13 protein-coding genes are annotated in these 13,299 nt (G+C 46.2%); 3 read left to right on the top strand and 10 right to left on the bottom strand.

The window, feature by feature from the left end:
* Positions 1–158 precede the first annotated feature (158 nt).
* The 5 genes from NSQ50_RS07995 to NSQ50_RS07975 form a co-directional block, all read right to left on the bottom strand.
* On the bottom strand, positions 159–347 hold the full coding sequence (locus NSQ50_RS07995) for an aspartyl-phosphate phosphatase Spo0E family protein (RefSeq protein WP_232061510.1): 189 nt from the start codon (positions 345–347) through the stop codon (positions 159–161).
* Between the two features lie 250 nt (positions 348–597).
* Positions 598–1,818 (bottom strand): aminotransferase class I/II-fold pyridoxal phosphate-dependent enzyme, encoded by a 1,221-nt coding sequence (locus tag NSQ50_RS07990; RefSeq protein WP_036683526.1) that lies wholly within the window; start codon positions 1,816–1,818, stop codon positions 598–600.
* A 13-nt stretch (positions 1,819–1,831) separates the two neighbouring features.
* Positions 1,832–2,332 (bottom strand): Lrp/AsnC family transcriptional regulator, encoded by a 501-nt coding sequence (locus tag NSQ50_RS07985; RefSeq protein WP_036683529.1) that lies wholly within the window; start codon positions 2,330–2,332, stop codon positions 1,832–1,834.
* A gap of 259 nt (positions 2,333–2,591) precedes the next feature.
* Positions 2,592–2,975, bottom strand: coding sequence for a spore coat protein (locus NSQ50_RS07980; protein ID WP_036683532.1), 384 nt, complete (start codon positions 2,973–2,975; stop codon positions 2,592–2,594).
* A 30-nt stretch (positions 2,976–3,005) separates the two neighbouring features.
* Positions 3,006–3,239, bottom strand: coding sequence for a spore coat protein (locus NSQ50_RS07975; RefSeq protein WP_036683535.1), 234 nt, complete (start codon positions 3,237–3,239; stop codon positions 3,006–3,008).
* A gap of 175 nt (positions 3,240–3,414) precedes the next feature.
* Between NSQ50_RS07975 and NSQ50_RS07970 the strand changes: the two genes are divergently transcribed.
* Complete coding sequence (locus NSQ50_RS07970) at positions 3,415–4,665, top strand: NAD(P)/FAD-dependent oxidoreductase (protein ID WP_076224423.1); 1,251 nt, start codon at positions 3,415–3,417, stop codon at positions 4,663–4,665.
* A gap of 426 nt (positions 4,666–5,091) precedes the next feature.
* Here the strand turns inward: NSQ50_RS07970 and NSQ50_RS07965 are convergent, their stop codons facing one another.
* From NSQ50_RS07965 to NSQ50_RS07955, 3 genes are all read right to left on the bottom strand, one after another.
* Entirely contained in the window at positions 5,092–5,637 is a 546-nt protein-coding gene (locus tag NSQ50_RS07965) for a hypothetical protein (RefSeq protein ID WP_051491295.1), read from the bottom strand.
* 212 nt (positions 5,638–5,849) lie between these two features.
* Positions 5,850–6,269, bottom strand: coding sequence for a DUF350 domain-containing protein (locus tag NSQ50_RS07960; RefSeq protein WP_036683543.1), 420 nt, complete (start codon positions 6,267–6,269; stop codon positions 5,850–5,852).
* 31 nt (positions 6,270–6,300) lie between these two features.
* Entirely contained in the window at positions 6,301–8,667 is a 2,367-nt protein-coding gene (locus NSQ50_RS07955) for an endonuclease MutS2 (protein WP_076224425.1), read from the bottom strand.
* A gap of 152 nt (positions 8,668–8,819) precedes the next feature.
* Between NSQ50_RS07955 and NSQ50_RS07950 the strand changes: the two genes are divergently transcribed.
* On the top strand, positions 8,820–9,167 hold the full coding sequence (locus tag NSQ50_RS07950) for a phage holin family protein (protein ID WP_036683548.1): 348 nt from the start codon (positions 8,820–8,822) through the stop codon (positions 9,165–9,167).
* A 71-nt stretch (positions 9,168–9,238) separates the two neighbouring features.
* Here NSQ50_RS07950 and NSQ50_RS07945 read toward each other — a convergent pair whose 3' ends face one another.
* Entirely contained in the window at positions 9,239–10,231 is a 993-nt protein-coding gene (locus NSQ50_RS07945) for a GGDEF domain-containing protein (RefSeq protein WP_218642189.1), read from the bottom strand.
* A 390-nt stretch (positions 10,232–10,621) separates the two neighbouring features.
* On the opposite strand from NSQ50_RS07945, the gene NSQ50_RS07940 reads away from it, so the two are divergent.
* Complete coding sequence (locus NSQ50_RS07940) at positions 10,622–10,975, top strand: cupredoxin domain-containing protein (protein ID WP_235219496.1); 354 nt, start codon at positions 10,622–10,624, stop codon at positions 10,973–10,975.
* 138 nt (positions 10,976–11,113) lie between these two features.
* On the opposite strand, the gene NSQ50_RS07935 is transcribed toward NSQ50_RS07940, so the two are convergent.
* Positions 11,114–13,186: a hypothetical protein gene (locus NSQ50_RS07935; protein WP_445670397.1), complete on the bottom strand. Its 2,073-nt coding sequence runs from the start codon at positions 13,184–13,186 to the stop codon at positions 11,114–11,116.
* Positions 13,187–13,299: the final 113 nt, after the last annotated feature.

The following is a 13,299-nucleotide window of genomic DNA, read 5'->3' as shown; positions in this document are numbered from 1 at the left end:
TGGCTTCCTTCAGATTCCACCTCGCGGTGGACACCCTTGCCTTAAGCTAATGGCTACTACTGCCTTCGCCATTCGGGACTTCAACCCTATAGATAGCGCCCATGCTGGGCGCACACAAAAAGAGGACCCTAGGGTCCTCTCAAGAGCATTCAGCAGCACTATTTTCCAGCCGGACGCCCCTTCATGTACTCATTTATTTTGAGGTCCAATAAACTGCTAATTTCAATCACATTATCCGAAGTGAATGATTTTTCCTGCAGGAAAAGCTGCTCCATCTTGCTGCGGAGTATTCTAATTTCATCTTCCAGAGAGAGTATGCGAGCAGAAGCATCACCCTTGGGGGGTATTTTCCCATTTCCAGAGAAACATTTCCCACCATAGGAAGGTAAGTAATAATCGGCGCTAAGCACAATCATCCCTCCCAAAAGTATTATTGAGCGCGTGCTGCAAAATAGCATAAAAGTTAAATAAAGCAACTTCAAAGCAACGCTTAGTTCCAGAGTAAATGGATCCTTGTAAGTTCTATTATAGGGGCTAATTACTCTCAAAGTAAAATAATACCATAGGATTGTATGATCGGCTATAGTTCAATTTTCACTAATCCGTTCTCTCACGTGTAAGCTTTGTGACAAAAGCACCAATTCGTTCTACTGCTTCGTTCAGTTGAGATACTGATGTGGCGTAGGAACAGCGCAAGTAACCTTCTCCACCTAATCCAAAGACACTTCCAGGCACAGCCGCAACCTTGTATTCAAGCAAAAGCCGCTGAGCAAATTGATCAGAAGTCAGCCCTGTCTTGCGCACGCTTGGGAAAGCGTAGAAGGCGCCCTGCGGCTCATGGCACTCCAGCCCCGCATCGCGTAGGCCTTTGACGATCAACCTCCGCCGTTGATTATAGGAATCTACCATCCGGTCCTTCTCTTCCATACCATTGGTCAGCGCTTCAAGTGCAGCCACCTGTCCCATAGAAGGAGCACACATGACAGTGTACTGGTGAATCTTAAGCATTGCAGCGATAAGATCCGGGTGACCACAAGCATAACCCATCCGCCATCCGGTCATTGCAAAAGCTTTGGAGAAGCCGCTAACCAGAATCGTACGGTCTATCATGCCTGGTAAAGAGGCAAAGCTGACGTGATTAATGCCATAAGACAACTCTGCATAAATCTCATCTGAAATCACTATAAGATCATGTTTCTCTACTACCTTAGCAATCGGCTCCCAATCTTCTCGGGTCATTACACTTCCCGTAGGGTTACTTGGGTAACACAAAATCAGAACCTTGGAGCGCGGAGTGATTTTGGCTTCCAGGCTTTCCGCAGTAAGTTTAAAGTTATTCTCACCAACCGTTTCAATACCTACAGGTATCCCTCCACCAATCGCGGTAATCGGCGAGTAAGAGATATAACAAGGCTCCGGAATCAGAATTTCATCCCCCGGTGAAATCAGCGCACGTAGCGCCAAGTCGATGGCCTCACTTCCGCCAACGGTTGCAATAATTTGATTGGCAGGATCATATTCCACAGCAAAACGGCTGTGTAAGTAATTTGCGATCCCTTCCCGCAGTTCAGGCATCCCTGCATTGGATGTATACCCTGTAAACCCTCTTTCCAGCGAATAGACACAAGCCTCTCTGACATGCCAGGGGGTCTTAAAGTCAGGCTCTCCGACTCCCAGAGAGATGATATCCTTGCTACCTGCAGCCAGATCAAAAAACTTGCGGATACCCGAAGGTTGAATTTGCTGTACCAACGGGGCCAAATAAGAATCCATTGATTTGCTGTCTTCTCCAGTTAGCTGCGATTTATTCGTGATCATATGATTACTTCCTTTATGGAGAGATCATCAGACGGTTGTCTTCTTCATGCTCTTCGAAGATGATCCCGTCCTGTTTGTATTTTTTAAGGGTAAAATTCGTTTTGGTTGAAAGTACTGAATCGATTGGAGACAGCTTCTCAGATACGAAATTGGCCACTTCACGTAAATTCCGGCCTTCCACTTCCACCAGAAGATCATAAGCACCAGACATCAGATAAACTGATTTGACCTGTGGATACAGGTAGATTCGCTCGGCAATTCCTTCAAAACCACGCCCTCGTTCAGGCGTAATCTGCACCTCAATCAGTGCGGTTACCTTCTCATCGTCCACTTTATCCCAGTTTACAACGGCAGCATATTTTACAATGACATGATCTTTCTCCAACTGCTCAATCGCAGTCTTCACATCTTCTTCCTCCGCGCCAAGCAGCGTTGCCAAGAGTGCAGTAGATCTTCTCGCGTCTTCCTTAAGCAGTTCCAGCACTTTCCTCTTAAGCTCGTTCATTTCCTTCATGCCTTCCCTCCGGATAGTTCGCCAATGACGGTACGCTATAAATGCGTCGCCCCGCGAAAAGAGTTTAATACTAATATGACATGAAATGTGCATCTCTGCAAACAAAATAACCCTATAGGAGCTCCCATGAAAGGCTGAGTTTATATAGAGCATACTCACAAATATAGAAAAAACGCCCGTTCTACCGGATTTAACCAGTAAAAACGGGCGTTAGCTCCACACACTTGAAGCGATTTGCTTCATTCGCCAACCATCATGGTTACATTAAATGAGAAGGCTGATGTTGTCCGTTAGCCGGAATATGAGCATTCTGAGCGGATGCGCCAAATTGCCCTGTTTTTTGTTGAACGAATTGCCCTGTTTGCTGTTGCATTTGCTGTGCGGTTTGAAGCTGCTTGTCCACATCTTGGCGCAATGCTTTTGCAGGTGCAGGATACATATTCAATTGAGACATATGCGTGTATAAATCACCTTGGAGTTGCAGTGTGTCCATGGTCATAGTATTAAAAACCCTACGAACCGCTGGACATGCTGATTCTGTAGCAGCTGTAGCATATTCGCGTACGGTCCGCTTCAAATCACACAAAATGGTGTTTAGTAAATCCTCATCCGGCATAAATGCTCCAGTATTTTGCGCGTTCATTAAATAACCTCCTTAGAATTAATATTGCAATTATTGTGGGCTTGTTGGCGCGTATTGTTGATGTTGTTGGATTAACTGAGTGAGCTCAGTCATGTGCTTGGTGTGATTTTGCATATGCTGCATACAAATTTGACGAACCTGTTGATTCTGTGTTGTCGCAGCCGTTGCTGCACATTGCTTAAGAAGCAAGTCCTCATTGGAGATGGAGTCAGCGATATATTCCAATTCTTTACCACTTAGCGCTTGCATTTGCGTTGATTGCATTTGTTGTAGTCCCTCCTTGTAGTTGATTCAAACAGGCATTAGTATGCCGCTTAAGCGCGCTATTTATTTGCCGAAAAGCACTAGAGAGTTATGACAGAAATAAGAACACGCTGCGAATGAGTCGATAAATTGCCGCCAATACTAATCACGGCACGAATGAAGGAGCAAACAATTCATGAATTTAAATAGTGGAAACACACCTTGGTCTAGCACTTTACAGAACCCTCCGACTTACCCCACTCTAGAAGGTACTATTCATTGTGATTGTCTGGTTGTAGGCGCGGGAATGGGTGGAGCAATGGCTTCCTATCGTTTGTCCTTAAGTGGAGCGGATACTGTTCTGATTGAAAAAAAACGGGTCGGTAGCGGCAGCTCGCATGCTAACACAGGGCTCCTGCAAATTTCCAACGATAAATCATTAACCTCATGTATGAACACTTTTGGGCAAAAGAACGGTTTGCTCTTTTATCAGTTATGCCAAGCTGGGGTTAGGAACATTCTGGACCTGCCGGACAAGCTCGATATCGATCCACAGATCATTCCACGCAGCAGTCTTTTATATGCCAGCACATCAGAGGATGTACCTGCATTGCGGGAAGAATATGAGAATCTCGCAGCTAATGGTTTCGATTCTGAATTCTGGGAAGAGGAAAAGATTGCAGCTCTATACTCTTTTTCAAAACCAGCAGGACTTTATTCACCTGGGGATGCCGAAGCGAATCCTTATCGAACGGTGCACAGCTTAATCGCCAAGGCAGCGTCGAATGGTGTACGCGTCTTTGAACAGAGCGAAGCGAAACATTATGAGTTTACTAAGGATGGCGTGATTTGCCACACAGAAAATGGCCGGATTATTGCCAAGGATGTTATTTTTGCAATGGGTTATGAAACACAAGAGTTCAAAAAAGACCGGGGCGCTGAGCTGATCAACACGTATGCAGTGATGACCAAACCTTTAAAGGATCTTCCAAAATGGCATGAGCGTAGCCTGCTGTGGGAGACAGCCCGCCCTTATTTATATTTTCGGACAACTCCTGAAGGCAGGATTATTGCGGGAGGCAAGGATGAGCAGCTGACAGACCCTGAACGTCGTGAGGTCCGGGTAATCTCTCAAGGTCAAAAATTGCTTGAGGAGCTTGAGGCCTTATTTCCAGAAATCAAAGGCATTGAGCTGGAGTACTCCTGGGGTGCTGTGTTCGGTTCTACTCGTGATGGACTCCCATATATCGGCCCCCATCCAAAGTTCCCTCACTGTTATTTCATCGAGGGCTACGGAGGCAATGGGACTGTGTACAGTATGATCGCTGCGGAGTTGTTAACGGATACGATTGCCGGCAAACATCGGCCTGAGTTAGATTTATTCTCACTCACCCGGTCAGCCAAACCCTCTCCTTCTAAGAATTTGGACGTGATGAAACAAAGCTGATTAGCATAGAAAATAAAAAAGGGACCCTCCCACGTAGCCGCTCACGGCTTTTGGGACAATCCTGCTTTTAATTGCCTGCTTTAATCGTAAATCCATCATTCCATGAGCTTGCGGACTCAATTGACGTTATTTACATGTTTTAGCCTTTAAAACAAGGTTTCGGACTCCAGTGATACTATCCTTGGAAAGAGGCCCATATTTAGGCGTTTTTCAGACCAATAGCTGCACTGGAGTCCGATAGCATTCCAAATATCGAATAATGTGGCGCTTAAGGTCGGCTGTGTCCGTTTGCGGGTTACTATGCGCATCCGTCAGTGATTACATATACGCACGCTTTCGACAACGGTCAAGTAAGGTCCAAAAAAAGGAGCACGCCCCAGCAGCTATAAGCTTATGGGACAGCCCCTTTTTTTTATATGCTTAACCTTACGCCTGAGCGTTGCTCAAATTGCGTACGAGCTGAATACGATCTTCCTGTGCCAGACTGTGCTGAACATGGAAGCATGAAGGACACACGTAAACATTGAGTGAGAATGGAGCGGTTAATACCGATTTACCTAATGTTGCTGGAGCAGACGGCTCAAAGCTGCTCACAGGCTGCTTACCCGCAAGGATCGTAAGCTCATGGCATTGAGTACATTCCGGAGCCTCCTCCTGAATGGCTAGAATAGCTGAAACACTCTCTTCGTACTTGTTCAAATCATAATCATCGCCGAATTGATTAAGCGTATTATAGATTGGAACTACGCTGTCTTTATCAGGCTCTCCCCAAAGATCATCGTCATTAACAACCTCTTGTTTGGGTTCTTCTACGACTTCCTCTACTTCTTCTTCTTCGATGCCGTCAATCCCAACAGTGACCGTGCGGTATCCGCTAAGCTCATTGTTACAGTGAGGACAATTCTCCTCAGGTCCAAATTCCTCATCCCATACAATTTCAGTATGACACCAAGGGCATACAGTTGTTTCCATCTTTTTAATCTCCTTCATACTTTCACTTTTAAATTTAATTCATCATTAAATAAATAATACCGGCTGCTATAAAAGCAATCGCTGACAGAAACAGAACTCGGGTGAGAATCTTCATGATTTCCTCCTAAGATACCCCACAAAGAGTGGGACTGCTCATTTCAAAGCTTGTCCAGATCCATAATCCTTTGCAGGGTGTCCTGATAAGGACGGATTTAAAAAATAGCCGCACCAATTACATAAGACAACGATACCGAGATCAGCATGGCAATAAGTCCAACAGCACGGTTATCCGCAGCGATCTCCTCGTCAATAGAGAATACAGGGGTCAGAAATTCAAATAAAAAATAGGCAAGCAGCAGCAGCAAAAAACCGACGACGGACCACTTCATGGTCTCATAAATTGAAACACCAGCTTCAATGCTGAAACGCAGTACGTTGCAAATCCCGAAGATTTTACCGCCTGTGGCCATTGCCACTGCCAGGTTTCCCTTACGTATTTCTTCCCAGCAATTATATTTCGTTACCATTTCAAAAAAAGACAGAAATACAACTAGCCCAAGAATCGCCACTGCGAAGTAGCCAAGCAAGGCACCTAGCGGATGACCCAGCAAAAGATCAATATCTTCTTGCACGCTTTCCCCTTCTTTCTGCCGGGAAATCCCGCTATTGCAGCTCAGCCACAGTTACGCCCGCGCCGCCTTCGTTATAATTCCCGAGCCGATAACTCTTCACATGCTTGTGCTTACGCAAATATTCCTGAATTCCTGTGCGCAGCACACCCGTTCCTTTACCATGAATGATGGCGATTTGGCCCAGATTACCTAAAAAGGCTTCATCGATAAAACGATCTGTTTCCATGATAGCTTCCTCCAGGTTAGTCCCGCGCAAATCCAGTTCACTGCGAATGTTCTCATCACGGGAACGTTTGACGGTTGTCGCATGGCGAAGGGCCGTTGGCGCAGCTGTTGCCTTCGAGGAGAGCAATTCCAAATCATCCAGCCTTACCTTCATCTTCATAATGCCAAACTGCACCAGCGCCTCTTTAGTACCGCTTAGCTCCACCACAAAGCCCTTTTGGTTCAAGCTGTCGACTTTCACTTCATCTCCAGGACCAATTGTCCGTGGGGCCTTGGCAGTCTTGCGGGTAGCAGCCTTCTTGCGCGGTGATGGCTCAGCTTCATCCAGACGTCGCCGCGCTTCAATCAGCTTATGCTCTTTAACTGAAGCTCCTTCTTCCATAGCCAAGCGGCGCAAATCACTGATAATTTCCTCAGCTTCCTTACGCGCTTTGTCCAGGATCGCGCTGGCGTCCTTCTCTGCCTTCTCGAGGCGTTTCTCGCGCTGGCTTTCCAGCTTCTCAAGCTCTTGCTGTTGTCTGCTGCGTAGCTCCTCCACTTCACGGCGGATGCCCTCTGCACGTTCATGCTCCTGTTCCGCTCCCAGCCGATTCTCTTCGAGAGAAGCAATCATATGCTCCACGCGCAGATCTTCTTCCTTCACTTCACCGCGGGCATGCTCCAGAATCGCATGAGGCAGGCCTAGACGCTCAGCAATCGCAAAAGCGTTGCTTCGTCCCGGTACGCCGATCAACAAGCGATAGGTTGGGCTAAGGGTCTGGACATCAAATTCCATACTGGCATTGATGACTCCCTTACGCTCATAAGCGTAAGCTTTCAATTCGCTATAATGTGTTGTTGCGACCATCCGGCATTCGATCCGGTGAATATGCTCCAGAATGGCAATTGCCAGCGCAGAGCCTTCTGCCGGGTCGGTTCCAGCACCCACTTCATCAAGCAGAATAAGGCTCTTAGGAGTCATTCTACGCAGAATGGAGATAATATTAGTCATATGACTAGAGAAGGTACTCAGACTTTGCTCAATGCTCTGTTCATCGCCAATATCAGCATAAATGGCATCAAATACACACATCTGGCTGCCTTCCTCTGCTGGAATAAACAAGCCGGACATCGACATTAAGCTTAACAAGCCGATGGTTTTGAGGGTAACGGTCTTACCACCGGTATTCGGTCCGGTTACGATAATTGAGCTGTATTGATTGCCCAGCTCCACGTCCAAAGGAACCACATGCTCCGCTGGAATAAGCGGATGCCGCCCTTTGCGCAGCTTAAGATAACCGCGGTCATTCATGCGCGGCTGAGTAGCCTTCATATCACGAGCAAGACGCGCCTTGGAGAAGATGAAGTCCAGTTCTCCCAGAATATCAATATCGTAGGTCATTTCTTCCGCAATGTCGGCTACAAGTGCCGTCAGCCTGTGTAAAATGATCTCAATTTCCCGTTCTTCGCGCAGCCGTGTTTCACGAAGTTTATTATTCATCGCCACAATAGACTCTGGCTCGATAAATAAAGTCGCTCCTGATCCAGACTGATCATGTACGATACCGCCGAAATGGGCACGGTACTCCGCTTTTACAGGAATAACAAACCGATCACCACGAATGGTTACCAGCTGATCCTGCAGCATTTTCGCTACTGAAGACGAACGAATCATCGAATCCAGCTTCTCACGAATTCTGATCTCTCCTCCGCGCAATTCACGGCGAATGTTAGCCAGCTCAGAACTAGCTGTATCAAGTACATCAGCATTCTCGTCTATACATAAGCGGATGGCATCTTCCACATGTTTTTGCTCCGATAAAACGTCGCTCAGTGAGAACAGGAGCTCAATCTTTTCTTCCTCATGCATAGCTGCCAGGAAACGTTTGACTCTGCGTGCGCCGCCAATGGTATTTCCAACGGCCAGCAGCTCAGTTGTTCCCAGCATTCCGCCTATAGACGCACGTTTTAGTGCAGCTCGAATATCGCTTACCCCGCCGAACGAAGGAATACCCTTCAGGCGGTCCACATTAGCCGCTTCATCCGTGGCTTGAAGCAGCTTCTTCACGCCTTCGAAATCGCCGGAGGGTCTTAGCTGCTCAGCAGCCAATCTCCCCATGGGGGTTTGCGTATATTGCATTAATTTATTTAAAATCTTGCGATATTCAAGCGTATGCAAAATTTTGTCGTCCAATTACAGTCACAGCTCCCTTCATAGATGTTTCCATTATACAGAATTCAGGTCAATTTCGCTATTTGGGTCTTATTTTTAAGCATAGAATCACGTAATAAGGTCACAATAAGAACTGCACATATCCTTAGCATGGGCCAAAGGAGGTTAGTACAGTGAATTTCTTAAGTCATGTTGGTCGTTTTGTGGTCGCAGCGCTTGTTCTGATGGTTGTTGGCTGGATTGTTCCACAGTTCACGGTTGGTGGGTTCTGGAGCGCTCTAATCCTTGCACTGGTGATTGCGCTACTCGGCTGGGTAGTCGAAGGAATCTTCGGCAAAAAAGCAACGCCTTTCGGTCGCGGTATCGTCGGCTTTATTGTCAGTGCGGTAGTTATCTGGGTCGCTCAATTCGTAGTCAGCGGAGTCAGCGTATCCATTCTGGGTGCCATTTTAGCAGCTCTGGTCATTGGGATTATCGACTTGTTCCTGCCGGTATCCACTCCATTTGAGGCCGCTAAGTAACAAAAGCTCTTCACAACACAGAACCCCTTATTCCCGGTTCTTCTCCGGCAATAAGGGGTTCTGTGTTGTTTTTATGCAAAAGACACAATCTCCTCTTTATGACTTTCAGCACAGTTGACCACTCTGTTCTTGCCTTGCTTTTTAGCGGTATAAAGCGCCTTGTCTGTTTTACGGAAGAGAAGCTCTTTCCCATCCCCAAGCTGATAATCACAAATTCCAATGCTAACGGTAATCGGCTTGTTCCCAGCCTGCAAATGTTCAATTTGAGCAATATTTTTCCGTAATTTTTCTACTGCTTCATAGGACTCCGAGAAACTTTTATCTGTAAAAATCACAGCGAACTCTTCCCCGCCATACCTAGCCGCAAAATCATTTAATTCAATCATACCGCCTACCTTGTCCGCTATCACCTTAAGCACAAGGTCTCCAACCCTGTGTCCGTAGGTATCATTCACTTGCTTGAAGTTATCAATATCGAAAAGAGCCAGCTGCAGTTGAAGGTTGTTGCTTTCACATTGCTCCAATAATGAATCCAAATATTCATGAAAGGTTTTATGATTATAGAGTCCAGTAAGTGCGTCAATCTTCAGCAGCTTATCCGAAATAGCCCTCTCCACCATTAGATCTTGGCCCGCCTTCGTTAATCTCTCTAAATTTATACGCGCTTCACGAGCACGAATAATTACTGCAATAGCCATCAGCACAAATACCAAAAATACACACTCTACCATCAAGAATTCAAGCAGCGGTTTATGTAGGAATGGCCGTTCCAACCCAAAATATACCCCAGCATAAAACACAATACTAAATAACCCCATTATGTACAGGAGCTTACGATCAAAATAAATAAGAGCAACCATAATCGGCATCATAAGTGTCATCTGAGCACCGTCAACAAAAGGCTCTAATACAAAATACATAAGGTAGGACACTAAAAAACCACAGCTAACCACCCCATATTTAGGGGACTGTTTACTATAACGCAGCCACAGCTCCGCAGTAATCATAAGGACCACAATTAGTAAATTACAGGCTATAAATAAATGCCACAGGTTCGTGTCCATTGTTGTTTTTATTTGGAGTCGGTCAATATTCGACAAAAACAGCAACTGTGAGATTAATAAAAGAATGACTACCATCCAATAGCCTTTTAAGATTCTACGGTGCCAAACCTCCGTACTTAGCGCATCGTTAATACTTGTAATATGTATCCCCTACTTTTAGACGTTAATGTAATAGCTTTCATTATAATAAATTTTAGTTATATTTTCATCATTTTTTTGCAATTTACGACAAAGTTTGAACAGTCTGCCTGTTCACAGATTTTTCACATTTAATCAAAGCGCTTTCTTAAATTTTAAGTTATGATGTCTACATAATTGTCACATTTTCACTATGCTTGGACTTCTTGGGAGGGGATTTAGATCATTAAAAAATTTGCAATTCTACTTTCAATGGTGTTCGTTATAGCACTTACAGCCTGTGGGAACAGCAATGATAGTGCTGCTGGCAATGCTAACACATCGGAGCCGGAGATCGAGGCAGAAACAGAACTCATAATTACAGCTACGAATTACAGCTTTGATCAGGAAGAATATCATCTAAAAAAGGGTGTACCCGTCAAAATCATTTTTAAAAATGATGACGGCAATCACGGTATCCTTATTCCTGAGTTCGAGCTGCAGCTTAATGAAAAAAAATCCTCAAAGGTGATCGTACCAGAGGAAGCTGGAACTTTCGAAATGACCTGTTCCATTATGTGTGGCTCCGGACATAGCGGAATGAGAGCTACTATCATCGTGGAATAGATTACACATAAACAGCCGATTATTAGGGATTCTCCCTGATATCGGCTGTTTTTTTAATCTGAGCTCATTAATAAAGAGTGCTGACCCGAGATAGATCTCTCTACTCATCAGGTCAGCCCTCTTACTTGCATCCGGCATTCAACTGTCCTGCTCGATCAGTTGAATCCATTCATTATATTCATTTTGCAGCTTGCCATATTCCTCTTTAAGGTTACGATGCTCGTCCGTAAGCTTGTCAAGCTCTTCCTGACGCATTTCAAACTGGACCTGCAACAAACGAAGCTGTCCTTGAACCATTTCATAGCTTTCACCAACTTCACCTAACTGCTGAAGCACCTCGCTACGTTCACGATCAATAGCTTCCTGCTTCATCTCAGCCTCGCCGGCTTCCTGCTGCCAAATGTCGATCTCCTCGCGCAGCTTCGCTTCGAGATCCGTCCACTGCAGCTGCCGATCGGATAGCTCCTCGTACTTGTGCTTCCAAGAAGCTCCGTACGCCTCTGCTTCCTTCAGCACTTCCTGTTGCTCAGCAACAGTAGCAGCGGCTTCACGACTAGCTTCAGACAGCTCTTCTAAGCGTCGTGTTGCCTCTTCGCCTTCTTCCTGCAGCAGTTGATATCTTTCCTGCAGGCGTTCTCCTTCTTGCAGTACATCATCGTATTGAGCAATCAATTCCTCATAACGCACACGAAGCGCAGACAGCTCCTTCTGAACCTGCACACCTTGCTCCCGAAGTGCCGCTGTTTCGCGTTCTGCATCTGTACGAAGCTGAACCTCCTGATCCAGCTGCTGTACTAATCCATCGGCTTGCCCACGTAGCGTGTCGATCTCTTTCTGAAGCAACACGGATTTCTCCTCAGACTCCAGCAGATTCATTTCCAGTTCACCAATATCTTCCATACGTTTATCCGAAAGCTCCTGCCAGTTAGCCGCCTCTGCTGCTGATCCCGCAAGTTCTTCCTGAACACGGTGCAGATTCTCACTCGTCTCCTGTAGAGACGCTCTTAGCTCTGTCGCTTCATTCTGTGACTGTTGATAACGCTGGCGTAACTCTTCCAGCTCCTCATTCAACAGTGTGCGCAGCTCTTCACTGAGCTGTTCTTCACGTTTAACAATCGCTTCATATTGTCCAAGCAGCGTCTGTCTTGCATCTCGCTCACTCTTAAGACTGGCTTCAGCCGCCCGTAATCTGGACTGAAGTTGCCCGGTCCCACCACGAAGCTCCGCCAGCTGTTTCTCCAGCTCTTGAATGCTTTGCTTATGTCTATGCTCTTGAGTGCCTTGTGACTGCCGCAGTTCCTTATTCTTGGTTTGCTCCCGCTGCAGTGCTTCACGTTCTTCCGCCAGCTCTTTGCCCAACTTCGCTTTGGTACTCTCAAGCTCTTTACCTAAGGTCAACTTGGTATCCTCAAGCTCCTTACCCAGCGTCAATCTGGTATCTTCGAGTTCTTTACCTAATGTAGACTTGGTAACCTCAAGCTCTTCCTCCAGTGTTGACTTGGTCTCGGTCAGCTCAAGCTGCAGAGCAGACAGCGTGTCTGTCTTCTCCTTGGTCAGCGTCTCTCGGATGTTCTCCAGCTCTTGCAGATGAGCAGCCTTCTGCTCCTCCAGCTGCTGCAAGCGGATGGCTTCCGCCTTCGCCAGTTCCTGCCGCTGTTGTTCACGACTAGCTGCCCGCTCTTCTTCGTAGCTTGTCCGCAGTTCTTGCAGCTCTATCTCGCGCTCAAGCAATTCTTCTTCCAGCTTCTTGCGTGCAACTTCCACAGCTTGTACTGCCTCCTGAAGCTGCTCCGCATGTACCTTGCGTTCATTCTCCTGAATCTCCAAATGCCGCTTACGTTCTTCCTCAGCAGCAGCAATCAGTCGCCCAGCCTCTTCTTTGGCCGCAGCTTCAAGTCGCTCAATTTCTTCTTGCCGCTCCCGCTGTACCTCCAGCAGGCGAGATACTTCCAATCGCAGTTCACTGCGTTCACCTGTCATCATGTTTAGTTCATTTTTGAAGTCCTGAACCTGAATAGCCTGCTCCGCCATATGTACAGCTGCAAGCACCGCTATACGCGGTGTGTCCAGTCTGGTGTGTGATTTAGAAATCGTGCGCATATGTTCATCAACATAACGGGCCACTTGTTTCATATATTCAGTACTGCTTCCGACGAGTTTATAGGAAGTTCCGTATATCTCCACGGCGACACGTGTCCGGTCCATAGCCACAGTTGTGCCCTCCTTTGTATGTGTGCGGATTCTAAGCTAGTTTCACTTCTTCTATTGTAGCTTTTTTGGTAAGCATTTGGCAAAATCCCTAATATTCAATAGATTATGGCTGA

It is taken from the genome of Paenibacillus sp. FSL R10-2788 (genome assembly GCF_038003885.1).
Classification (GTDB): Bacteria; Bacillota; Bacilli; order Paenibacillales; family Paenibacillaceae; genus Paenibacillus_AQ; species Paenibacillus_AQ odorifer.
The sequence above is the reverse complement of the archived record's forward strand: the minus strand, read 5'-3'. Positions and strand labels throughout refer to the sequence as shown.